The organism is Virgibacillus natechei (assembly GCF_026013645.1).
Taxonomy (GTDB): Bacteria; Bacillota; Bacilli; order Bacillales; family Amphibacillaceae; genus Virgibacillus_L; species Virgibacillus_L natechei.
This window is the reverse complement of record NZ_CP110224.1, coordinates 157,024-181,712: the sequence shown is the minus strand read 5'-3', so window position 1 is coordinate 181,712 and position 24,689 is coordinate 157,024. Positions and strand designations below refer to the sequence as shown.

25 protein-coding genes and 1 tRNA gene are annotated in these 24,689 nt (G+C 38.8%); 9 read left to right on the top strand and 17 right to left on the bottom strand.

Features of this window, described 5'->3' with window-relative positions:
- Positions 1–283: 283 nt before the first annotated feature.
- The 6 genes from ftsH to spoIIE all read right to left on the bottom strand — a co-directional run bounded on the left by ftsH (position 284) and on the right by spoIIE (position 8,787).
- Positions 284–2,332, bottom strand: coding sequence for an ATP-dependent zinc metalloprotease FtsH (ftsH, locus tag OLD84_RS01105; protein WP_209463519.1), 2,049 nt, complete (start codon positions 2,330–2,332; stop codon positions 284–286).
- Positions 2,333–2,530: 198 nt separating this feature from the next.
- Positions 2,531–3,070, bottom strand: a complete 540-nt coding sequence (hpt, locus tag OLD84_RS01100; protein ID WP_209463518.1) for a hypoxanthine phosphoribosyltransferase — start codon at positions 3,068–3,070, stop codon at positions 2,531–2,533.
- Between the two features lie 11 nt (positions 3,071–3,081).
- Complete coding sequence (gene tilS, locus OLD84_RS01095; RefSeq protein WP_209463517.1) at positions 3,082–4,479, bottom strand: tRNA lysidine(34) synthetase TilS; 1,398 nt, start codon at positions 4,477–4,479, stop codon at positions 3,082–3,084.
- 66 nt (positions 4,480–4,545) lie between these two features.
- On the bottom strand, positions 4,546–5,469 hold the full coding sequence (locus tag OLD84_RS01090) for a protein kinase domain-containing protein (protein WP_209463516.1): 924 nt from the start codon (positions 5,467–5,469) through the stop codon (positions 4,546–4,548).
- Positions 5,432–6,172, bottom strand: coding sequence for a VWA domain-containing protein (locus tag OLD84_RS01085; RefSeq protein ID WP_209463515.1), 741 nt, complete (start codon positions 6,170–6,172; stop codon positions 5,432–5,434). Before OLD84_RS01085 ends, OLD84_RS01090 begins: the two co-directional genes overlap by 38 nt.
- 161 nt (positions 6,173–6,333) lie before the next feature.
- A complete protein-coding gene (gene spoIIE / locus OLD84_RS01080) occupies positions 6,334–8,787 on the bottom strand; it encodes a stage II sporulation protein E (protein ID WP_209463514.1) in 2,454 nt (817 codons plus the stop codon).
- Positions 8,788–9,707: 920 nt separating this feature from the next.
- Here spoIIE and OLD84_RS01075 point away from each other — a divergent pair.
- From OLD84_RS01075 to OLD84_RS01060, 4 genes are all read left to right on the top strand, one after another.
- Entirely contained in the window at positions 9,708–10,154 is a 447-nt protein-coding gene (locus OLD84_RS01075) for a MarR family winged helix-turn-helix transcriptional regulator (RefSeq protein WP_209463513.1), read from the top strand.
- Positions 10,155–10,156: 2 nt separating this feature from the next.
- Complete coding sequence (locus tag OLD84_RS01070; protein ID WP_209463533.1) at positions 10,157–11,695, top strand: DHA2 family efflux MFS transporter permease subunit; 1,539 nt, start codon at positions 10,157–10,159, stop codon at positions 11,693–11,695.
- 97 nt (positions 11,696–11,792) lie between these two features.
- Positions 11,793–11,866, top strand: a tRNA-Met gene (locus OLD84_RS01065).
- Positions 11,867–12,163: 297 nt separating this feature from the next.
- A complete protein-coding gene (locus OLD84_RS01060) occupies positions 12,164–12,871 on the top strand; it encodes a ferredoxin reductase domain-containing protein (RefSeq protein WP_209463512.1) in 708 nt (235 codons plus the stop codon).
- 554 nt (positions 12,872–13,425) lie between these two features.
- Here OLD84_RS01060 and OLD84_RS01055 read toward each other — a convergent pair.
- The 9 genes from OLD84_RS01055 to OLD84_RS01015 form a co-directional block, all read right to left on the bottom strand.
- Entirely contained in the window at positions 13,426–13,809 is a 384-nt protein-coding gene (locus OLD84_RS01055) for a S1 domain-containing RNA-binding protein (RefSeq protein WP_209463511.1), read from the bottom strand.
- 72 nt (positions 13,810–13,881) lie between these two features.
- A complete protein-coding gene (locus OLD84_RS01050; protein ID WP_209463510.1) occupies positions 13,882–14,262 on the bottom strand; it encodes an FtsB family cell division protein in 381 nt (126 codons plus the stop codon).
- Positions 14,263–14,268: 6 nt separating this feature from the next.
- Positions 14,269–14,868 (bottom strand): spore cortex biosynthesis protein YabQ, encoded by a 600-nt coding sequence (gene yabQ, locus OLD84_RS01045; RefSeq protein ID WP_209463509.1) that lies wholly within the window; start codon positions 14,866–14,868, stop codon positions 14,269–14,271.
- Entirely contained in the window at positions 14,865–15,170 is a 306-nt protein-coding gene (gene yabP, locus OLD84_RS01040) for a sporulation protein YabP (protein WP_209463508.1), read from the bottom strand. Before yabP ends, yabQ begins: the two co-directional genes overlap by 4 nt.
- Before the next feature lie 55 nt (positions 15,171–15,225).
- The gene (locus tag OLD84_RS01035; RefSeq protein ID WP_209463507.1) at positions 15,226–15,483 is read right to left on the bottom strand and encodes an RNA-binding S4 domain-containing protein; all 258 of its coding nucleotides are present in this window, start codon (positions 15,481–15,483) and stop codon (positions 15,226–15,228) included.
- 5 nt (positions 15,484–15,488) lie between these two features.
- Positions 15,489–16,934: a bifunctional methyltransferase/pyrophosphohydrolase YabN gene (locus OLD84_RS01030; protein ID WP_209463506.1), complete on the bottom strand. Its 1,446-nt coding sequence runs from the start codon at positions 16,932–16,934 to the stop codon at positions 15,489–15,491.
- Entirely contained in the window at positions 16,927–18,519 is a 1,593-nt protein-coding gene (locus OLD84_RS01025) for a putative polysaccharide biosynthesis protein (RefSeq protein WP_209463505.1), read from the bottom strand. The genes OLD84_RS01030 and OLD84_RS01025 overlap by 8 nt, the downstream gene beginning before the upstream one ends.
- A 278-nt stretch (positions 18,520–18,797) precedes the next feature.
- Positions 18,798–19,130 carry a type II toxin-antitoxin system PemK/MazF family toxin gene (locus OLD84_RS01020; RefSeq protein WP_209463504.1) on the bottom strand — a complete coding sequence of 111 codons (333 nt, stop codon included), beginning with the start codon at positions 19,128–19,130 and terminating at the stop codon, positions 18,798–18,800.
- Complete coding sequence (locus tag OLD84_RS01015) at positions 19,130–19,399, bottom strand: AbrB/MazE/SpoVT family DNA-binding domain-containing protein (protein ID WP_209463503.1); 270 nt, start codon at positions 19,397–19,399, stop codon at positions 19,130–19,132. Before OLD84_RS01015 ends, OLD84_RS01020 begins: the two co-directional genes overlap by 1 nt.
- Before the next feature lie 61 nt (positions 19,400–19,460).
- On the opposite strand from OLD84_RS01015, the gene OLD84_RS01010 reads away from it, so the two are divergent.
- The 4 genes from OLD84_RS01010 to OLD84_RS00995 all read left to right on the top strand — a co-directional run bounded on the left by OLD84_RS01010 (position 19,461) and on the right by OLD84_RS00995 (position 21,931).
- Positions 19,461–19,787 (top strand): hypothetical protein, encoded by a 327-nt coding sequence (locus tag OLD84_RS01010; RefSeq protein ID WP_209463502.1) that lies wholly within the window; start codon positions 19,461–19,463, stop codon positions 19,785–19,787.
- Between the two features lie 268 nt (positions 19,788–20,055).
- Positions 20,056–20,547, top strand: coding sequence for a sigma-70 family RNA polymerase sigma factor (locus OLD84_RS01005; RefSeq protein WP_209463532.1), 492 nt, complete (start codon positions 20,056–20,058; stop codon positions 20,545–20,547).
- Positions 20,544–21,653 carry an anti-sigma factor gene (locus OLD84_RS01000; RefSeq protein WP_209463501.1) on the top strand — a complete coding sequence of 370 codons (1,110 nt, stop codon included), beginning with the start codon at positions 20,544–20,546 and terminating at the stop codon, positions 21,651–21,653. Before OLD84_RS01005 ends, OLD84_RS01000 begins: the two co-directional genes overlap by 4 nt.
- Positions 21,635–21,931, top strand: coding sequence for a hypothetical protein (locus OLD84_RS00995; protein ID WP_209463500.1), 297 nt, complete (start codon positions 21,635–21,637; stop codon positions 21,929–21,931). Before OLD84_RS01000 ends, OLD84_RS00995 begins: the two co-directional genes overlap by 19 nt.
- 415 nt (positions 21,932–22,346) lie before the next feature.
- Here the strand turns inward: OLD84_RS00995 and OLD84_RS00990 are convergent, their stop codons facing one another.
- Positions 22,347–23,057: a Fic family protein gene (locus OLD84_RS00990; RefSeq protein WP_209463498.1), complete on the bottom strand. Its 711-nt coding sequence runs from the start codon at positions 23,055–23,057 to the stop codon at positions 22,347–22,349.
- A gap of 639 nt (positions 23,058–23,696) precedes the next feature.
- Between OLD84_RS00990 and OLD84_RS00985 the strand changes: the two genes are divergently transcribed.
- Complete coding sequence (locus tag OLD84_RS00985) at positions 23,697–23,885, top strand: hypothetical protein (RefSeq protein WP_209463497.1); 189 nt, start codon at positions 23,697–23,699, stop codon at positions 23,883–23,885.
- Positions 23,886–24,144: 259 nt separating this feature from the next.
- Here the strand turns inward: OLD84_RS00985 and spoVT are convergent, their stop codons facing one another.
- A complete protein-coding gene (gene spoVT, locus OLD84_RS00980) occupies positions 24,145–24,678 on the bottom strand; it encodes a stage V sporulation protein T (protein ID WP_209463496.1) in 534 nt (177 codons plus the stop codon).
- Positions 24,679–24,689 lie beyond the last annotated feature (11 nt).

Below are 24,689 nucleotides of genomic sequence, written 5' to 3'. Positions count from 1 at the left end.
TTTCTAAAAGATTGAGGCTACGATTACTCGTCCCAACAAAAAGAATTGTTGTTTTTGACTCAAGATTTATAAAGTAAGACGTAATTTATGATGCTTTTTACCCGCTACGGAAAGCAACGGTCCGCAGCGAAAAGAAACCCAGCGCATACGTCACACTTATATTAACTCCGAAAATTTAAAAGCAATAACACTTACGAAAGAGCCTTTTATTAATATACCACATTTTAATTTCAGAAGAAAAAAGTGCAGCCACTATATTCATAAGTGACTGCACTTTTTGAAATTATTCTTTTTTATCTATATCGTCTGAAGAAGGCTTGTTGTCTTTAAAAATTTCTTCTTTTTCTTGCTCTGTCAATGGTTTATTGGCTGTGTCTTGTTGTTCTGTGCTTTCTTCTTTTGTTTCTGATTCTTCATTAGGCACAGATGTTTCTGCTTCTTCTTTCGATTGGATGTTCACTTTTACATCTTCTGAATCAGCGTCTTCTTTTTCAGGCTCTGGTAGTACACCATGATCCATTAATGATTTAATTTGTTTTGCATCCAATGTCTCTACTTCAAGAAGTGTTTGTGCTACAAGCTCCAGTTTATCTTTATTTTCTGTAAGAATTGTTTTAGCACGATCATAACAGTAGTTAATAAAGTTTTGCATTTCCTGATCGATGTCATGGGCAATCGTATCACTATAGTTTTGCTCGTTGCCAATATCACGACCTAAGAAAACATCACCGCCACCGCCACTTGTGAATTGAAGCGGACCAATCTTATCACTCATACCAAATTCAGTAATCATTTTACGAACAATGCCAGTAGCGCGTTGGAAGTCATTTGATGCGCCGGTACTTACTTCACCAAACATCACTTCTTCGGCAACACGGCCACCCAACAGACCAATAACTTTATCGAACAGTTCTGGTTTCGTCATAAAGTAGCGATCTTCTTTTGGTAGCATAACAGCATAACCACCAGCTTGACCACGCGGTACAATCGTAACCTTGTGAACTAAGTCAGCATCCTCGAGAACCATTCCAATAATGGTGTGTCCACTTTCATGGTATGCCACAATGTTTCGTTCTTTTTTCGAAATAACCCTACTCTTCTTAGAAGGACCTGCAATAACGCGATCGATTGCTTCATCGACGTCAAACATATTAACTTTATGACGGTCACTTCTGGCTGCTACGAGAGCTGCTTCATTTAATAAATTCTCTAAATCAGCTCCCGAAAACCCTGGCGTCCGCATTGCAACTGTTTTTAAGTCAACTGTGTCATCTAGCGGTTTATCTCTAGCATGAACTTTTAACACATCTTGGCGTCCTTTAACATCTGGGCGATCAACCGTAATTTGACGGTCAAAACGTCCTGGACGGAGTAACGCTGGGTCAAGGATATCCGCACGGTTTGTTGCTGCGATTAAGATGATACCTTCGTTGGCTCCAAATCCATCCATTTCCACTAGTAACTGGTTTAATGTTTGTTCACGTTCATCATGACCACCGCCAAGGCCTGCACCACGTTGTCTACCAACTGCATCAATTTCATCAATAAATATGATACATGGCGCGTTTTTCTTCGCGTTTTCAAATAGATCACGTACACGAGAAGCACCAACACCAACGAACATCTCCACAAAGTCTGAACCACTTATTGAGAAGAACGGCGTCCCAGCTTCACCTGCAACGGCACGAGCAAGTAGCGTTTTACCAGTACCAGGTGGCCCTACAAGAAGCACACCTTTTGGAATACGTGCACCAACTGCAGCGAATTTACGAGGATCCTTCAAAAAGTCGACGACTTCAACGAGCTCCTGTTTTTCTTCATCTGCTCCGGCAACATCAGCGAAACGAACCTTTTTCTTATCTTCGGTGTACATTTTGGCCTTACTTTTACCAAAATTCATCATCTTTCCACCGCCGCCACCGCCGCCGCCTTGGGCTCGGCTGAGGATAAAGAAGAATATAAGACCTATAATTAGGAACGGAAGCATCATTGTTAGAAAGCTAACAAACGCATTTGGTTGTTCCTCTTCTTCTACATGAAGTACACTCTGTTGTGTTGCTTGATCTGTAACGGATGCTACAATTTCAGTATTATCTGGAACTTCTGCGATAAATGGCTGTTCGCCATCTGTTAATGTTCCACTGTATCGAACAATACCGTTAGCTGGTTGCATCGTCATTTCTTCGATTTCACCATTATTTAAAGCATCCATAAATTCTTGTACATTGTATTCTACTTGTTCGTCAGTATCTCCTTGAAATACCCCTATAACTGCTACAACTACAAGAAATATAAGTATCCAAAAAAATGCATTTCCAAATATCCGTTTCATTTCCTGCCTCCTCCCTAAACGGGAAAAACTATGTTACATCGTATCATATGAAAAAGTTTCAATACAACTAATTCACTCATTCGTGATGTTACATTTCTCACTTCTCGATGACTTCTTAAAAAGTGCATATTCCCAATAGATAATATGTATTTTATACTAATCTTCTAACTTTAATCAACTCAATTGTCTTCACTTTTTTTATCCACCATAAATCTCTGGTTTCAATATTCCAATATAAGGCAAATTACGATATTTCTCGTCATAATCCAATCCATAACCTACAACAAACTCATTCGGAACTTCAAATCCAACAACATCTGCTTTAATAGCAGCCGATCTCCCTGATGGTTTATCAAGTAACGTCACAATTTTAATGGAATTTGCTTTACGGTATTTAAATAGATCAACCAGGTAACTTAATGTCAGCCCACTATCAATAATATCTTCGATTATCAATAGGTCACGGCCCTCTACCTGTGTATCCAGATCTTTCACTATTTTCACTTCACCTGAAGAGCGTGTTCCGCTTCCATAGCTTGAAACATCCATAAAGTCCATTTCTAAATGCGTATCAATCTGGCGTAATACATCAGACATAAAAGGCATCGCACCCTTTAATACACCAATGGCTAATGGAAACTTCCCATCATACTCCTCTTTTAGTTCCTGTCCAAGTTCCTTGCACTTTTTTGCAATTTCGTCTTCTGATATTAATATTTCCTTAATATCATTATACATGCTTGTTCCTCCTACATGTCACCTTTTTCATAGATTATCTGAATATATGAGGTGTTGTTTTTTGTATGATGCTTAGGTTGTCCTTTTTTTAATCCAATAAGCCATAGGATTTCTCCGTTATCATCGGTTAGGATCGGCCATTTATCACGTTCGCTTTGTGGTATCTTCGCATCGATAAAAATATCTTTTAACTTTTTACTTCCTTCTAAACCCTTCCAGCGCATCCTGTCTCCTTCATGACGAGATCGGATATGTAACGGTAGCGCAATTTGGTCAACATTACAAAAATAGGAATACTCATCTTGCTCCTGATAATTATCATTATATAAACTAACAATGGTTGAACCATCTGGCAAATCTAAACGTCCGGGAATTTCCAGCGTCTTGTGATAAGAAGGATTGTAGGTATGTTGACTTGAGAAATAAAACATGATCTTTTCATATGATTTCTCTAATTTCAAACCAGATGGAAAGTCCATTCGAAGTTTCCCTTTATCGCTTCGTAATAACGCAAAAAATTGCTCCTCATGAATATAAGATAAATCCTTGGGTGGCCTATTATACAGATAGTTCAATATTAGATGAAACGTCCTTCTTTGTAAAGCATCGGGGTGTGTATGAAACATATCGATTTTGATTGTTGCTTTTTTGATATCCGGGTCTAATTTTACCGTTTCGTGCAACACTTTTTCTGCCTCATCCCTCATATAATTCTCATCTTGTTGAAGGGTTTCACTTAGGTGTTGTACTGTAGTATGTATATTTCTATTTTTTTCTTTTAGTAGTGGAAGTACGTTTTTTCGAAAAAAATTCCTCGTATAGTTCGTTTCATAATTGGTTGGATCGATTCTAGGCATAATGTTATGCGTCTGACAATAGGTTTCTATCTCTTCCTTCGTAACCCGGAGTAACGGGCGGATTATAGCCCCTGTAGCAAAGCGCCGTGTAATCGGTATACCTGCTAATGCACTTGAGTTTGCAGATCGGGACAATCCCATTAACATCGTTTCCACTTGATCATCACCATGATGGCCAAGCGCCAGATAATCAGCCTGATACTTCTCCATTTGCTCTGCAAAATATTGATAACGCATCTCGCGTGCAGCAACTTGAGTTCCAACACGATTGTCCTGTTTATACGATGGAACATCTAAAGAAGCCCCCACGCACGCTATACCCCAATTACCACACATCTTGCGAACATACAGAAGATCTGCAGTAGACGAGTCCGCTCTGAGTTGATGGTCGATTGAAATCGCAATAAGTTTCAAATTCCATTCCTCGCGTATAGAATGAAGAAAATGGAGGAGAGCCATCGAATCAGGGCCACCGGAAACCCCAACCAATACCGTTGATTCCTTTGTCAATAACTGATGCTTATTTATAAATGTCATTACATTACGCTTCATTTCATTTCACTTCCAACTCCAAGACGAATGATTGCAAACTAACTTATTCCATCATACCTCTTTTCACTATAAAAGTAGAGAAAAAAGGTAGTAACCTAATGCAACTAACGTAATGCCTCCTGCTTCTATGAAGAATGGTGCTTTTTTAGCTTTTCTTTTCGAACGAGTTCTTTTTTGGACATTGTATAAACGATTCGTTATTTCTTGTTTCATTTCGGCACTAGATTGATACTTTCCTAAGATTGCCTTTTTTAGAGGGGTACTATATGGAGCCAATGCTTTTACCTGGTGTAACTTATTAAAAAGCGTTTTTTCAGGTTGAGAACCTTTTTCAAAACGGTTCGGATAATACAAATTTAAAAAAACCATTACAAATGCAAACAAATCATAACTTGGCTCCGCACGTCTTGATCCCATTCCCCAATAACCTCGATCATAAAACTCCGTATATTCTTTGATTGCGCGCCCCATTTGAGTTGTGCCGCCAACATCAACCCAGCGGACCCTTGGAGGCGAATGAACGACGAGAAGGTTATCTGTCTTTAAATCACCGAAAACCCAGCCCGATTTATGCAAACGTTCCAGATCTTCAAGCAGTTGAAGCATAAACACACCCGTCCACTCTTTCCCTTGTTTTTGTACGAAAGAAGATAGTGTCTCACCTTGCAGGTACTCCATGACGTAAAAGGAATAAGTTGGACCATAGGGCGACACCCAATCATCTACATCCAATAAAGAAGGCCCAAGACGATGTCCTTGGACCTTCTTCAACGACTTCAACACATTGACCTCAACCGTCATTGATGAACCCTTATCACTAATTTTTAATGCAGCAGGGTTTCCGCCCGATTCACATAAATATACCGCTCCAATAGCACCAGAACCGAGCTTACTTTTAATCGTATAACTCTTCTTATGCCACTTGCCAGTTAGTTTCGTTCCCGGTTTTAATTCAATACCCTGCTTCTTCCATTCCTGGTTCGTCTTCATCTCTAAATCTCCTTAGTAAGTTCTTCTTACCAAATTGATACATTGCTTCACGTATCGCTGGGCCAGTTGGAGTAATTCCTCCACTTGTCAGCTTGGGAAAAATAGTTGTTACTGCATCGAGTTCTGGTGACCAATCAAATACTTTTTGAATATCCTTGCGTTTACCCGGAAAACTAAAAATACAAAAACGATTTCGACCAATACGGGCATTCAAGCTTATTGATAAATCAATTAACGCTTCTTTCACTGTTGGAAGCTTGTCATGCATACTTGCACTCGTATCAAGTAGAACAAGAACCTCCAAATCGCTTGTTTCTCCCATATCTTCGACGACTTCCATAATTTCACCACGTTTTTCTGGTTCTAAATCTTCCAGTGATTCATTTGATCCTAAAATTTGTTTAAGTTCCTTATTTACAAACCCCTGTAGTGTTTGTGTCATTGCTTGCTTCGTGACCATTTGAACCGTTTGCGATAAAGCCTGCTTATAAACTAATTGACTCACGCCACCACCAGATAATGCAACATCTTCTACCTCTTGCAATCCTTCTGGCTGTTCCGACTGATCATCTTCCAGAATCCCGATGACATTTACGGTAATACCTTGCTGGTTTGCCAGCGCAGCCACCGCAGCAGGGTCCTCGCCCCTGTTCGAACAACCATCCGTGATCAGCAGTATCTGTTTCAACGTACCTTTCTTCACCGTCATACCTCCCAACTATTCCACTACCATCATAGACAAAAAAAGAAAGGAGTATACGTGATGAACAAAAGCGCTGAAACGTATTTTTAGAGCTCAGATACTGGAAGTCGGATTGGTGGAAATCGGCGAAATAGACGATCTCATTATTTGCTTACAAGTTATCATTGCGCCTTATTCTGATACACCGGTACCGCTGCCCATTTTGGGGTGTTTTTCTTAACCTTCGCTACGAGCACGGTCATATCATCTTTAATTTCACCAGACCTTGTCCGTATTACCTCTTCAAGCAATAGGTCTGCTATTTCCTGCGGGTCTTCGGTCGTCATTTCACGAATTTTTCTTTTCACCCATACATCCGCATTCTCCACATGTTTTGGGCCGTCAAAAATCCCATCGCTCATCATGATTAACAAATCATTCGAAATTAATTGCTCATTAACAATGTCCACATCAAATTCTTGAACAATCCCCATCGGCAAATTGCTTGCTTCTATCTTCAACATTTTCTCCCCACGCTTAACGAAGCTTGGAGTGGATCCAATTTTCAGAAAACGAACATAGGCATCATGCAGGTCGATTACCGCAAGATCAAGCGTTGCGAACATCTCATCCGTTGTCCTTAGTGCTAGTATCGAATTAATCGATTTAATTGCCACTTGTTCCGGAATACCTGTATGCAAGATTTGCTGCAACAAGCGGAGCGTCTCCATACTTTCTTCCTTCGCCCGTTTCCCATTCCCCATGCCATCACTTATAGCCATCGCATATTTGCCAGCACCAAGTTCAATCGTTGTATAGCTATCACCTGAAATAAGCCCACCACCCTTTGCTGCATTTGCCGCACCAGTTTCAACGATAAACTCCTTAGCTGAACCAAACGCCAAGTAACAATAGCCATTTGGAAATGGCGAAATATCTTCCTGCTTCACAACAATTATTTCACCTAGAATGTCAGACAGTACCGGAGCAATTAATTTAGGTCCTTCTCCATGATAATCATAAAAGGATACAGTCATTTCAATATCAACATTACCTGTTTCCAGCTTATAAATATCTAACTTCTCCAAATTAATTCCCATATGGTTTAAGGCATGAACAATTTCTAATTCCTGTTGCTCGTGGTGTTGCCTTTCCTTTAAAATCTCTTTTGAAAAATCTTCCATAACATCCGAAACACCTTGCAACTGATCCGCAACTAATTGCTTGCTCTCCATTACTTGTTCCTTAAGCTTTCGATTTGCTTCAAAGAAGGAGATTTCATCCTTCATCACATCTACTATTTTTTGGGGTTTCACACAATAATTTTCAAATTCACGCATCACTTTGCGATTCGGCTCACGCCCCTCGAAAATATCACCTTTCATTTCTTCCATCATGGAATAGGTTTGATCGAATTGCTTCTGCCAACATCGGTCTTTCAGAAAGCAGGTCTGGCATGTCTTTTCCGTAACTTGACTTAAATAATAGTCGGTTTCCCGGCTCGTATCCTTTTCATCCTGCATCGTTACACTAGAAGGAGCAAAACTCTTAGACAAAGCACCAAATACATTAGAGAATTCCTCCACTCGTTTAGCTGTAACATTACGAACCTTTTGTAAGTATTGTTCTTGCTCACTCGTATACTCCTGGGTACCTGGTATGTAGCGAGAAAGACTTCTAACCCAGCTGGCTGGAGTTAGGAAAAATAAAATAATCGCAATAAGTGATTCCATAAGTGCTGGAACCAATGTATCCGCACTTCCGTAGATGCCGATTAAAAACGTCCCGACTAAAAGCCCTACAGCAACACCAGGCTTCTTCCCCTCTTTTAACAGCCCACCTAGTAAACCGGAAAAAGCAAGAAGACTCATCTGGTATAAATTCGCCACATTAGCCAGTGATAAAATTAATCCGGCTACAACCCCGACCGTTGAACCGATTGCTGCACCACCAATAAATGCAAGAAGTAAAACAAAGTAACGTGATAACACCTGCTCCAAAGAAGCACCATAGATCTCCCAACCAATAGTACCTGTCAATATAGAGGCAATCAGAATAATCATACAAACGATTTCTTCATTTTTTAATGTTGGTTTAAATCTTTTTGGTGATAATAATGGAATGCTTTGCATAAATATCAATACTAGGACCGTTCCTAATATTCCTTCGACAGATAGAAGCATCCATTCATAAGATGATAACCGATCATTAATAGAGTAAAGAAATAATCGTGGTGCGGTAGTAGATATAAAAACAAATAATGGAATAATAACTTGTTGGTTATTCGCATTTTTAAACAATCCTGCAAGGAATATAAATATAATCATAGCCAGAGCAATAAAAATCCCATGTGTTACTGAATAAGTTAGCGCACCAGCAAACACTGCAAGCATTGATTTTGCAGCCTTGTCCTTTTTTACAAACCACATGGTAGCTAAGAATGCCACCGCAAAGGGAGAAACGGCAGACAATATAACTGCTCGTCCCAATAAAAAACCAACAATATAGTAGAGCCACCCTTTATCAAGCAAAATTATTTTAGCTTGCGTGTACAACCGTTTCGAAAGCCTGTTTATTTTGTTATCCTTCTGTTTTCCAAGCGCTTCAGGTTCCACTCTTGATAATGAATCCATCATATAAAACCACTCCCGTCTATGTGTTATTAAAACACACGACGCTTTCTTTTTTTGTCAAAATAACAGAGGCTATTCCATAAATCGTTCGACGGCTTTCTGAATAAGAGGCACGTTTCAACACGAACGGACGTATGGCAGTTTTTGCTAATCCTTATAGACATCGGATTATTTTGAAAAGGGCGATTACGGTTTTCATTCAAAAGTTTGCCGAAATGGGATGTGTTGTGCAGAAAAAATGGATATTACGAAACTTTCCATTATTATGTATTGTTGCTTTTAAACCTTCGGAATTGATGTAAAGTGCGACGTAACTTTAGATTTATTTCCAAAGACGTGTGCTCTTGCTGCCGTCCGTAATCGTTCCGGGCAGTCGCTTTCCGTGGGCACGGCCCATAGCCTTCGACGCACAGGACGTGCTAGTGCAGGTGTTGCGACAGGACGTCGCGAACTTAACCTGCCTCGAGAAGCCCACTCTGCGGGGTCTTCGGACACGTGCTGGGACTGCGCGTAAATGCTCGCCCCACCAAAAACCCTTGTTCCCGCAGGAGTCGACTGCCCTCCACTCACCCTGACTAGTGATAGCAACAACACTGTTTCGTTTCATCACACAAATAATATATAGTAAACCAATACTAGCGAAGGAAATACATGGAGACTCCTGCGGGAGCTGAGGCCTAGGTGAGACTCTGAAGTGCGCCAGCACAAGGAGGCTCATCAGCCGCCCGCGGAAAGCGGAATGTATTTCTGTAGCGGCGGATAAAAACAACAATCTTTTCGGTGGGGCGAGTAAGCGCATTCCCAGTTTTAGAAAAGAGCTTTTTAATAAGCAACCCTCTTGCAAAGTAAACATTACTTTCCTATAATGGTTCTTGTGCGAATTGTTCGTGCATGAACTTTTTTATTGTCGAAGGAGATAAGCTATGGATAAAGATGAAAAAATCAGTACGATTATTTATTCTTTTCGCGAGGTAAATAAATTTTTTTACAGACAGATGTGGCAACACGCAAATGAATTAGGTATCACCATTGTGCAGCTGCAAATCTTGAAAATAATCGATGAAGAACCAAACATGAGCCTACTGGAGCTTACAAAAAAGATGAATGTAAACAAAAGCACGGTCAGTAGTACGATAGAACGTCTGGTTAAAGCAGGATATATAGAACGGGAACAATCAGAAAAAGACAGGAGGGCAATTGTCCTTAACTTGACGGAAATAGGAAAGGAAAGGCAGAAAGAGGGGCATACCTTATTTTATGAACGACTCAAGCATCTTGATGAGATCAGTGATGAAGATGTAAACACGTTGCTTGATCTGCATCAATTAGTAAAGGAAAAGATTCAAGTAACTGGAGATGAGAAGAATTGAAGTTGAAAGATAGAACAGCTTTTATAGATGCAAACGAAGTAGCAAAAGGACCGATTATTTTTGTCATGGTAATGGGGGCTTTTGTTGCTATTTTGAACCAAACCCTGCTGAACATAGCACTTCCGGTTATGATTGTTGATATGGGAATGTCAGCCAATGCCGCACAATCATTAACGACGATATTTATGCTGGTAAACGGCATTTTAATTCCAATTACCGCTTTCTTAATGGAGAAATTTACAACGAGGCATTTATTTTTGACTGCCATGTCTCTGTTTGCATTCGGAACGCTTATTTGTGGCATATCTTTTTCATTCCCGTCGCTTTTGGCAGGACGCGTTGTACAGGCGGCCGGTGCAGGGATTATGATGCCATTATTAATGAATGTTATCCTAAGTTTATTCCCGATTGAAAAGCGTGGCTCCGCAATGGGAATGATTGGTCTAGCGATGATGTTTGCCCCGGCAATCGGACCTACACTTTCCGGGCTTATCGTGCAGTCATTTTCATGGCGTGTATTATTTTTCATCGTGCTGCCAATAGCAATTATTGATATCATTCTAGCCTATTTCCTATTACGGAATGTGACAAAATTATCTAATCCAAAAGTGGACTATAAATCTATCATTCTATCCACCTTTGCATTTGGCGGATTATTGTATGGATTCAGTAGCGCAGGGGAAATGGGATGGGGGAGCCCGCTCGTACTTGCACCACTTGGGATTGGTATGATTGTTATGGTCTTCTTTGTATTAAGGCAGCTCCGGATGAAAACACCAATGCTTGAGTTCCGCGTATTTAAATATAGTATGTTTTCACTGACGACCGTGATTAGTGTTGTTGTTACGATGGCCATGTTTGCAGCTATGATTCTCATTCCGATTTATCTCCAGAACGTCCGTGGGTTTTCCCCATTGGAATCCGGACTACTCTTACTTCCAGGGGCAATAATAGCAGCCTTCATGTCACCATTCACCGGGGCACTTTTTGACCGAATTGGCGCGCGACCGTTGGCATTAGTTGGCCTTGGGCTTACGGCTGTGACCACATTATTATTTTCTAACCTTACGGATGAGACAGGATATTACTTCATGATGTTCGCTTATACGATGCGAATGATTGGTATATCCATGATCATGATGCCGATTATGACTGCGGGACTAAACCAATTGCCAAGACGCTTGTATTCACACGGAACGGCGATGGCCAATACATTGCGCCAGATGTCCGGCTCCATTGGTACCGCATTTCTGGTAACTGTTATGAGCAGCCAGACAGCCAAACACGTTGCTGATTTCATGCCTGCTTCAGGGACACCATCCGAATCGCAGTTAGTAAACATCGAAAATCTGGCAACAATCGAAGGGATTAACGACTCATTCATGGTTGCTACCGTCTTTGCGGTCGTAGGATTTATTTTATCCTTCTTTATCAAAAAAACAAAGCCAGTTGAGGAAGATGAAGAATATTACCGACAAGCTGCAAGCAAAAAGGAATCGAACATGCATGTAACACGCGAAGTAGGATATGAAAATAGATAAGATATAAAGTGCTGCTCGGTAAAAAGAGCAACACTTTATAAATTTTCATTGACATAATCCTTACTCTGTTGTATCATAATTTCTGTTGACTAATTTTGGCGGCGTAGCTCAGCTGGCGAGAGCGTACGGTTCATACCCGTAAGGTCGGGGGTTCGAACCCCTCTGCCGCTATTTTAAAAATAATCCAAGCTTCGGCTTACTTACGTAGAAATCCTGTGGGTTTCTACTTTTTTTATGCCAATTTTCCCTATTGTTCTATGTTATGTATAAGAAATACGCCCATTATACTATTCCGCAAAATATATATATATGAAGCAAGTCTAGTTGATGACCTTAAGCAAACGGCTCATTTTATTGAGGAGAGGTTTCAGTAATGAAGCTATGTTGAAATAACCAATCCTTTTAATTGAGAATTGTTATCACTTACTGTACATTAGATAGTAACGATACATATAAGGGGGATATATAATGCAAATATACTGGACTAAAATAAATAAGATTATTGAAGAAACGCCTGAGGTTAAAACATACCTGCTCGACTGTCCGGAAGACTATACATGGGAAGAAGGCGCCCACATCCACTTGGCACTCGAAGGTTTTAATGCTGGAGATAAACCAAATCGCAGCCTGATTCGCCATATGTCAATCTCTACTTTACCGCAATCAAATTTAATCGGTATCACAACACGTATCAGAGAGCAGTGCTCTGAGTTTAAAGCGATTTTAAGAAATCTTGAAGTCGGCAATGAAGTTGCAATATTTAAAACCCATTCGAATGTACCACTTAAAAGAGAAGACAAAAATGTATACCTACTGTCTTCAGGGGTCGGCCTAGCAACTTTTAGACCACTTGTACTTGATTATTTCGAACGTGCTGACAATGTTAAGCAAATTCATTCCCTGAACATCGATTCATCAAAAAATTTCTTATTTACCGATATTTTTGAATCCACACCTGACAAGAAGTTCACATCACAATTCATCGATAATCGTAAAGACTACTATGAAGAAGTGAAAAATCTTGCTGCAGACAAAGATGGACTCTTTTATGTTGTCGGCAGCGACGAATTCCTCGTGCAGAACATTGACGTACTACGCGAGCAAGGCATCAAGCCAGTACAGATTATGCTCGACAAGCATGAACAACAACTGCCTGCGTTTTTATCATTCAACTAGTCAGTTTAAGCGAGACAAAATAATTTCTTGGTAAATACAAAATAGATGTTCCATTAACTAGTATGATTTGTTGGGATGGAGAGAATGTAAATTTTTTCTGTTTTCACCTGAATCCCAAATGACACCTGACATGAGGTTTGTCTATAATTATAGCAATAACGCAATATATATCTTGGTCAACGGAGAAATGCGGCTGCACAATTTTAAAAATAAAGTCCTTTATTTTTATTCAACAACTAGCCCTTAGACATCCCGCACTTTCCTTAAATACAAAAAGCAGGTACCAGCACAAGGCTAAGTACCTGCTTTTTTATTGGATAGGAAACTATAGAATTTAAAAGCTATGGATAACTTATATACTGGAATAGCCACGTCCAGCTCCAGCGCCCAGCAACTATCAAACTTCACACTCCTCCACTACGATAAGTCAACATCGACTCCCTTCGTTCGTCGTGTTTCCTTTATCTCATTGCGGAGTGCTCCAGTTTGTACGTTGCTAAACGGGCGCTTGCGCTTTTGTTCTTTTTATAGAGCATTATATAGACAGCAAAATGCTATCCTCTTTTAGCACCTCGACCTCCGCGTTTGGATTCCGTGTGCTTCTTCAAAGAGGCTAGACGGTCTTCAGAATCTTTGAGGAAACGGTTCATTTTCGATTCAAAATTTTCCGTCTGTACTCGGGTGTTTTGTGGTCGCTTTGGTTTATCTTTAGCCTTTTTAATCGATAGACCAATCTTTCCATCCTTTTCGACATTAATTACTTTTACCGTTACTTCTTCACCGACGCTAAGATGTTCATGAATGTCTTTGACATAGCTATCCGCAACCTCACTAATATGGACAAGTCCTGTTTTACCTTCTTCAAGTTCAATAAATGCCCCGAAATTAGTAATACCTGTTACCTTTCCTTGCAATTTGCTGCCTACTTCGATTGACATAAAAAAAATGCTCCTCCTTAAAAGATTAAATGTATACTACTCCTATAGTATAGCTAAGCTCATGAAAGTGTGTCAATAAGAGGGATCCTCGTCAGGGATATTAAAAATTAATTCTCCTTCTTTTGAGAAGAAATAATTCGTCCGGGCTACATCCAGCACATAGTCCTCATCATTTAACAATTCTATTTCTTCCTTATAATTCTCTTCTTGTTTTTCTAAGAAAGCCAATTCCTCTTCTAGTTGTTCATACGCTTCTTCCTTCTCTGCATGAACGACCCGCTGTTGGTAATGGAAGATTGCCATGCCCCCAATGAACAACGATGCGATGAACGAACATACAACAAGACGTCGAATCAACCGTTTCTTCTTCCTTTTCTGTCTCTCCATATGTGCATCATATTGCTGCATATATGCTGAATCTAGTCTTGTCACCGTTTTATCCCTTTTAGACATAGGTTTCTACCTCCTCTTAGACTTTATATACTTCACGCATTTTATATATATATTCTTCATTGTACTATAAAATCCTGCTATTTTGAATATAAAGTTTTGCACCTTTTCCGGCAATAATCGATAAATAAGCTGCAAGACCCATTTTATGGGCACAATTATAAGCTTACCTATAAAAAGGAGAATAGAACCTAGTAATCCTGCTAGCACTAAAACAGATCTTATAAGTAGCTTCACAATCCATTGAATTGGCGTGATGATGATTGCTTGTACCATTCTTGCAAAAAACTGATAAATCGCTGCTGTGGTACGAATTATTCGCTCAAGAATTCGCTTATATATCCGTGCAGCAAATACTTGGTACATGGCAAAGCCTAATAAACCAGCCGCCACTATATACAGCCTAAATTCGCCACCATTTAATCGAAATAAAACATAAAATAAAATGACTGTTTGCGTAAGCCAGAAACAAACTTCCATAAAATAAGAGAAAATAACTCTTTTTTCCCAATATAAAGTGAATCGCCGGAACGTTTCTTGTATGATACCCAAATAAAAGCCACTTAAAACCATGGCTATCATCGTCATGAATTGAATGCTAAGCGTCATCTGAATAGCTTGCTAAAGAATCCTTTAGCCTTTTCCTCATTGGTATCATCCACATAAGAAAGCTCATAAACTTTACCCTTAATCGTAACGATACCTTCACCTACATCCAAGTTTTGCAACTGCAAATTTTGCCCACGGACGATGAGATACCCCATAACAGTCTCTAGCAAAAATTCCTCATTATCGAAGCTATCTACTTCTTTAACACCAGTTATTTCCAGGTCTTTGCGGTTATTCAGTTTGACATAATGCTCTTTTTGAACACCCGTGACATTGTCTCGATTTTCATAAAAGTTATTCATTTCAGGTAGCCCTCCTTATCATTATTACTTTATGATAGGAAGGACAAGTATAGAACTATTCATTTTGCTCTTCTTTGATAACTTTATATAACGATTCAGCTTCGAATTTCTTTACGTTCTCTCTCAAATCATTCACTTCGATTGTTACAAGTTTTTGCCCAAATTTAATCACAAGCTCATCACCACTGGTCACAGTCGATGATGATTTTGCCTTGTTTCCATTAATTGTAACTCTTCCTTGATCCGCAACTTCCTTTGCCATTGTACGACGTTTAATCAAACGCGATACTTTCAAAAATTTATCCAGTCGCAATTCTATCATTCCCCTTTTTTTGCTTGATTCCATAATGCATCCATTTCTTCTAACGTCGTGTCCGTCATTTCTTTTTCCTGTATACGTAATTGTTCTTCGATATAAGAAAAACGAGAAAGGAACTTCTTATTGGTTTGGTTTAACGCGATTTCCGGGTTTATTTTATAATACCTGGTAAGATTGGCAAGTACAAATAGTACATCACCGAATTCTTTCTCTATCTCCATTTTATCATCCAACTCTATAGCTTCCTGTACTTCTCCCAGTTCCTCCTCTAGTTTATTCCATACATCCGAAATAGCGTCCCAATTAAAACCAACTTTTGCTGCTTTTTTCTGCAGTTTGAATGCTTTTGATAGAGATGGAAGCTGTCTTGGAATACCATCTAGTACCGATTTGCGCTGTTCCCCTTTTTCCTCTTCCTTCAATTCGTCCCAATTTTTATAAACGTCATCAACCGAATCAACCGCTGTATCAGCAAAAACATGCGGATGACGGTGGATCATCTTGTTCGTAATGGAACCAATCACATCATCAACATTGAAATAGCCATCATCTTCCCCAATTTGACTATGAAGCATGACCTGCAAGAGGATATCCCCGAGCTCTTCGATGATGTTTTCATCGTCTTCATTATCAATGGCATCGATTAATTCATACACCTCTTCGATCGCATATTCCCGAAGCGTTTCATGGGTCTGCACCCTATCCCATGGGCAGCCATTCGGCCCTCTTAATGTTGCGATCGTCTCTCTTAAATTTGTAAACGTATGATGGAGCATCCTGGAAGGAACTGGTGGTACATAAACACTTGTTACATTACTAACTTCAATAGAGTGATCAAGCTCATCGATTGGAATGGTCTGGATAACCTCGAGCGCGCTCCCAGCCGCTTCCACCACTGTAACTGGATAGTCTGGTGGTAGATCCTCTAATAGCGTAAGCTTCACATCTGATGCAATAAAGCGGTCATACACCTGGCAAAATAGGAGGTGGTGCCGATAATCAAGCTGACTGCGTTCAAAAGACGTACCATCTACAAATTGGAACCCATCGATTGGATCAATTTTCAGGGCTGTAAATAAGTCATCCAAGTAGCTCTGTCCACCTGCAACCTCCACTTCTACCTCTGTTTGCTCGAGTAAAAGCTGTACCGTTTTTTCCGCTAGCATCGGGTGCCCAGGGAGTGTGTAAATAATGGACGCATCCTTTGCTTTTTCGATTAAGGTGTCTACGATCGTTTGATAGACCGCTGTAAATTGTTCTTCTTTCTCATAAACATGATCAAATGCCTCGAAGGTGACTCCCTCCTGCTGTAACGAACCGATAACGGGGTGATCGATTGTTCGTGTATAGATAACACCGTTCGTATTCGTCAATTTTTTATAAATGCCTAGAGACAGCTGGTCCATATCACCTGCGCCTAATCCGATAATTTCAATTTTACTCATTTATGTTCCTCCCTTTATGGATACGAATGAAAACATGTGTGAACGGTAGCATGGCTAGTTCTCTGGCTGTAAAGGCTCGCCATTTTAACAGGCTGTATATAAAGATAACCCCACCCGACACAGCAACAAACACGATATAGAACAGTAATCCAATGCGTGTTGATACACCCACATTGGAAAAAATAGATTCCACTACTAGAATATAAATAACCATCGCTAACGTAGCTTTTATAAGTGCAACACCATTAATTTGCCCAAAAAAATGCAGGCCTGGCAATTTTCGCTTCAGTTCAAAAAGAACAACCATACATAATACAAGTAAGCTGATCACCGTTGCTACAGCACTACCCGTTATACCAAACCATGGAACCAGCAACTGATTACAGATCCATTTTATAAAGAATGCAATCAAAATAAAGCCAGCTGTTCGTTTCATATAGCCCAGCCCTTGAAGAATAGCAGATGCCGTAATTGCTAGCGAACAAAGGAGTATGGCAATCACAAGTATTTGTAAATCAACCGTTCCTTTATCATTTTGGAACAATAATACATTCGCTTCCGGGAAGATGGCAATTAATCCTACTGTGGCCCCAACTGCTAAATAAAAACTGAACAACATCGCGCCGCTTATGTAATGATGAAATGTATCCGGGTCTCTCTCCAGCTTTTGTTTTGATATAGATGGTACAAGTGCAAGCGCAAAAGAAGATCCCAACACCGTTCCCAGCTGGATTAACGGCTGCCCGCGGTCAAACACGCCCTTTGCCTCCATCGCTTCCATCTGCGTGAAACCATAGTCCATTAAACTGGGGATCAGCGTGAATGTATCGGCAAATTGAATCACCAACAGCACCATATGATTTAAAGCAGCCACCATTCCCAATGTTAAAATCGTCCGTATATAATAATTCCACGGCACTTTAGATGTATCCCGTACGACTGGCTTCTCTTTTATAAAAAACAGAGCCAGAATCAGAATAGCCGTTGCCCCGCCTAGTATCGACGCAAGTGCAGCAGCCTGTCCAACCTCATAAAAATCTCGTCCCTGAACGGCAACGACAACCGCAGCTGTTATGATGATAAAAACGCGAATAAACTGTTCTCCGATTTGCGAATAGGCTGTCGGCTTCATCTGATAATTCCCTTGAAACACCCCTCTTAATAAGGCAGAGAAGGGAGTTAGTAAAAAGGCAAACGCCGCAAACCGGTACGTATTCGCTAAATTCGCGTCTCCTACCCAGCCAGCTATCGAAGGCGCATTAAAAAATAGAAAAAGAAATAATGCCCCATTGATTCCTAAGAGAATGATAAAAATGGGGATATAAAAGCTTGTGAACGAAAGGTTTTTCCCTTCCGCTTTTAAGTCGACCATCATTTTTGATATCGCTGACGGAAAGCCATATAATGCCAGAACCAGCGCAACCCCAAGAATGGGATACACTTGCTGGTAAATATAAAAACCGATGTCCCCTGTCATGTTTTGCAGGGGAATCCGGTAGCCGGCACTTAGGACCTTACTGAACAAGCCGGCTATGGTCAGTAGCAAAGCGCCTTTAACTAATCTATTCGTTTCATTCCCGTCCATGGTAAACGCCCTTTTTTCGTCGTGTAAATGTAGATTTCATTATAGCATAGATGGGGGTTATGTTTGTAATTGGGGTTAGGGACTTGTGTGGGTTGGAACTAAGAGTAAAAATAACGGCCGAACCTATTAATCAAAATTTGTACGTCTTATTATTATATTATTACATAAAAAAATCCTCCATAAAATTAATTCTAGGAAGGAATAAATACCGAATAATATATTGCACATTTTTTAGATATAACTTTTTACGTGTATACATTACAATAATCTACAAAACGTTATTCATAAATAAATTTGTGAATGTGATTTACACATTTTTTAACAGTATTTTCAGGTGCTTGTCCAATAATCTTTAAACCTCTTGATTTCCAATCTAGGCTTTTTTGTTGATCTGTAAGTACTGCTCCAAAAATGGGTAATCCTTCTGGTAATTTTACTTCAAACGGATAACCTTTTATTTTACTGGTAATCGGACACACAACCGCTATATTGGTTACTCGATTAAACCTTTCGGGGGATAAAATAATTCCTGGTCTATGCCCTGCTTGTTCATATCCGCTTTGAGGGTCAAAATCTATATAAACTAAATCCCCCTTTTTTGGTATTTCCATTAGAGCAATTCATCCCCTTTTTTTCCAAAATCAATATAGTCATGTCTGTTTTCATCAGTGATCTGATCTAACATTTCATCTAACGATGGCTCCTTTTCAACTGGTCTAACACATATCCCATCCTCTTTTTCTTCCATTTCAATAGGTGAGCCATTTTCAATTCCATATTTATTTGCCACTCTAAAAGGAATACGTACACCGATACTATTTCCCCATTTTTGGGCTTTTGTTGTCAAAATAACATCCCCTTTTTTATTATTATTATCCATAATATCACAACCCTCAAAATTTGTATACACATATCATACACAATTTCACAAAAAGTGATACATGTTTTTTGAATCTGAAACACAACTTACTGCGAAATTTGATCAATACGAGGATCATTTAGGGATACAATCTAGTGATTTAACTAACTGGCAGCATTCATATTCACAAGAAGGATACAAAACTATACCAAATGATATTGGAACGGTAGCATCTGGAGCAATTGTTGCAGCTTCTTTCTTCCCAGGGGTTGGAACCAGAACAGCCGTTGTGAGCGAAAAGTTTTTCCCTTCCACTTTTAAGTCGACCGTCATTTTTGATATCGCTGACGGAAAGCCATATAATGCCAGAACCAGCGCAACCCCAAGAATGGGATACATCTGCTGGTAAATATAAAAACCGATGTCCCCTGCAGCAAAGCGCCTTTAACTAATTTATTCGTTTCATTCCCGTCCATGGTAAACGCCCTTTTTTCGTCGTGTAAATGTAGATTTCATTATAGGATAGATGGGAGTTATGTTTGTAATTATAGTTAGGGACGTGCATGGGTTGGATTAAAAATAGCAATAAAGTAAATCTTTTGGAATGATTTTATTAAATGTGAAACTTTTTAACATCTCATACGTGAATAATACAGATGGGGAGGGAGGTTTGAACGATTGAAGAGATATATAAACAGTATGTAAATGATATTTATCGATATCTTTATTCCCTTACCTTTGATCACTATCTAACAGAAGATTTGCTTCAAGAAACCTTTTATCGAGCTTTTCTTCACCTTCAAAAGTTTGAAATTGATGATATTAAACCATGGCTTTTTCGTGTGGCGCATAATCTATGTATTGATCATTTTAGGAAGCATAAGCGAGTAACAGTGACGGGTGATGAAAAGTTCAGCCATCTAAAATCTAATATAAATATAGAAGAGACCGTGTTGCGAAACGAGACTTTGAATCAAATTATAGCATTCATTGAAACGCTACCAGATAAACAAAAACAAGCAATTTTATTAAGTGACGTTAGTGATCTGACTTATGAACAATCAGCCAATATTATGGGTGTTTCACTAGCTAATTTTAAATCCTCCCTATTTAGAGGTCGACAAAAAATAAGAAAATGGGAGAAAGGAAATAGAGGTGATCATACGTGAATAACGAAGAATTTAAAAAGAAATTAGACGATTATAATAATGGTTTACTATCAGAAAAAGATGAAAAACAAGTTGAAGCCGAACTCGAAAAGGTTGAAATTTACCAGGACTATATAGATTACAGCTTGGATGAAAAACATGTTAACAGTAAAAAGAAGGAATCGGATACTTCAAATCAAATGAAGGTTCTTAACCAAAGTAAAAGGAAGGCCATTATTACGAATACACTTGTTACAGCCTCTTTTATATTAATGATTCTTCCGATTACTACCGCATTCACATTTCTATATTATGGGTATGGGATTGATCAAAGTAAAGGAAATCAATTTTTGAAAGTTATTACGGATACAATAACCATTACAGAGCCTAACACGAGAGTCGAGTTAGATAGTATAAATGAAAACATCAGTCCATTTTCAATGAGTACAACGATGGATCTTTATAAACGCATCGGAAAAAGGGAGAAACAAATTGGTGAACAGGAACACTCCCTGTGGATGAGTAGCATGGAATTCCCCGAACGGAATTACCTCATTGATGCTCCTGATTCGGTATATCAAGTGGAGGATTCGTCATTTTTAGTTCCCCCTGCCGGAGAAATCAGTTCTACTAATGAATTTCGCTTACTAGATGAGCTCCCTGATGGCACGGTTGGTGAATTATACGTTTCGCTTGGTGACTTATACAACGAAGCAGATGTTAAATCTATTTTCTCTGAATTAGACGTTGACCTTACATGGTTTGCTGTCAACACAGGAATTGATCAGTTAGGTGTAAACGACCAAGGTTTGCCAATTCAACCTATCGGCTATCCAGCTGAAACAAATATGGATATTAATTCTTCCTTTAATAAAAATGCAAATAATCAGGAGCAATTTCTTGATGTTCTACGTAACTTAGCTAAACACGAAGAATGGGCAACTACAGCAGCAAGATCAAAAGCTTTAAACTTAACAGATAGAATAAACTTTTTGGAAGAAGGCGAGATACAAATATATGGTGTTGTGCTGACTGGCCCAACAAATGAATTACTAAAGGTGGAAAATCTATCACAAGTAAGCAAAGCGGAAGTAGGGGAGGTTGAATTATGGAACTGGGTAAATTAAATAAACTAAATATTGGTGCTGTCCTAACTGGAACATCATTTATTATTGGTTTTGTTCATTTAATCTTGCTTAACTTGACAATAATGACTGATCGTAATTTGCTTCCGACCGGCGCTCTTGCTCTATTACTAATCGCTGTTCTCACAGGGATAGCCGCATTATTTCTTAAAACAAGAAACAAACTGTTTACTATCTTAAGCCTTATAATCAACTTGTTAACAATCATAACCTTTCTAGTTGTTATTCTAATGGGTTATTCGATAAATCCTAGTCCGTAATATCAAGATTATCCAGCCGTAATAGTGACAAAACACGGATAAATTAGCCCGTTTCATGTGATAATTCCCTTGAAAAATTTTAATAAGGCAGAGAATAGGAATCAATAAATAAAAAGACAAACAACGTGTATAGTAACTAACAACAAAGTATCCTTCTGCACAAACCTAAAGCAGAAGGATACTTTTATATTCTCAATTAATCAAAAAGTCATCTTCTATAATCTCTTCATTACTTCCCACTCCTATATTTAAAATAACAACGATTAAAAATAGAAATACAACCACCGTTAAAATATATCCAATAATTTTATACGGTTTTGATTTAGCTTTTACTATTAAACTAATACCAAAAAACAAACTAATTACTAAAAGTATCCATATCATAGATATCTGAACCTCTTTCACCACTAATTTATTAATTATAATGATTAACAAAGGGCTCTGCTATTCCTCTAAACGCTTCTTGTTGTGCCATAACTTCTTCTTTTAAGAGATGTGGCTTCGCTTCAAAAAAACGCAGCCCATTAATATATTCTTCTTTCCGATCAGACGAAATGATAAAAGGTGTTATGTCATGCTTCAGACACTCTCGAAGCATGATTAGCCGGCCAACTCTGCCATTCCCATCTTGAAAAGGGTGAATTAACTCAAATTCATGATGAAAACGTAAAACATCATCAAGCGTTGCATCCTTTTTATCATAACTTTCCAGCAAATTTCTCATTAATTCAGGAACTGCATGAGGTTCGGCAACTTTTTGCTCGCCTGCCATATTCGGAATTCCTTTGTATCGTCCTATTCCATATCTTTCCTCATCAAGCGTTCCTTTTTTAAGTATTTGATGAAATTCCTTTATCAATCTTTCCGTTAAAGACTCATCAATTGTGGTTAACATAAAATCCATCAGTTCAAAATGATTTTTGCCCTCTAACAGATCATCAAAAGAATGTCCCCCAGTAGGCACAATATTTTTCTCGTAGAGAGCCTGCGTGTCCGTGAATGTTAGTGTACTACCTTCCATTCTATTGGTATCATACGACATTTTGACGTTGATATAATCGTACAGACCATTTCTGAAACCTTTTTCTTTTTCGAGTTGTATGATATCAAGATATGATTTATCCAAACCGCTCACCTCACTTTAGATTATTGTAACAAAACGTTTATCTCTTATGTAGTTAAATCGTAAAATCAATCCGAGGGATATAGATAATAGGCTATTTATTTGGGTACTTTGCTTATGAAATTTATAGTAAGAAAGGAAACAATCATTCATAAATAACGATCTTCTGAAACGAGTGCGCGCTAATCGAATAGTGCGTTCATCTGCAACGTGGCATTTTGCTGAAGTTAGATGACAAGTTAGTTGAGGTAGAGAGAAAGGAGATAGCCCCATGGCACGATGCACAAATTGTAATTATAAATGGGAAGTGAAAGCTATTTTGTTAATTGGGTTTTCAAAATACGGGAAAAATTGCCCGAATTGCCAGCATAAGCAATGCATCTCATCAGTGACACAGCGGATACTTACATTGGGGTATCTAAGTCTTATATTCGTTCCATTTCTCCTTTTCTTTGTCAAAATAAGCGATAAAGATGAACCGTTGTGGTAGCCTTCTTCAGCATTACCAATTATATTAGAAAAAAGTGGTTCGAGAAAAGCGTAACTTAGCAAGTAACAAGCGAACATGGATTCAAATTTTTTCAGGAAAATGTGTAATAAATTCCACCTATGGGTATAAAAAGAATAAAGGAGATGAAACAAATGCAACAATATAATGTAAAAATATCCCTTAAAAATGGCCATGTTATTGAGACGACCTTACAAGGAGAAAGTGACCGAGAAATTAAAAATCAAATCATGGGGGAAGATGGACTCTTTAACGAAAACGGTGCTTTCTTTTTTAAGGAACATGTCATTTCAGTAGAAGCCTTAAAAAGTAATAACACTTAAATTGGATGAAACTTCGCGCCAATCTACGCGCTATTGTAGAATTTAAAGGTTGATACATATTAGTCATGTAAAATATATATTAACCTTTATTTTTTACGATTTAGGTGTCTTGATATAATAAAAAGCTACTATCTAAAATGATTCTGCTTGTATTAATTTCCCGTTAAAAGGTCACGTTACCATTTTCCCTCACCCATAATAAAAAGACTGCCTCTAAAAAGTCTACACCTTTTAGAGACAGCCCCTGGCCATTTACGTATTATTCCATCTGCCTTGCCAAAAAGCTCCCTGCTGTTTCGACTGCTTTTTGTTCCACATTGGTTAGTTTTTCTTCTTTAGAAAATATCATAACACAGCCAATTGGATCACCGTTTGCGATGATTGGGCTGATGCAATAAGACTTGATTTCCTGTTGAATGCCATCAATGATTTCTGTATTACTTGCTTCTGTTTCAAATACCTGGGATCGGTCTTCGATTGTTTTTGTTAATTCAGATCCAATATTTTTATTTAGATAATCCTTTTTTGACTCGCCAGCTACAGCTATAACCTCGTCTCGATCGCAAATTAGAACCGGAGATTGCATGGAATCAAACAATGCTTCTGCATATTCTTTGGCGAAGTGGCTCAATTCGCTTATCGGTGAATACTTTTTCAGAATAACTTCGCCTTCCCTATCCACAAATATCTCCAGTGGATCTCCTTCTCGGATACGTAATGTTCTTCTGATCTCTTTTGGAATAACTACCCTGCCTAAATCATCAATACGTCGTACAATACCAGTTGCTTTCATATCTAAGTAGC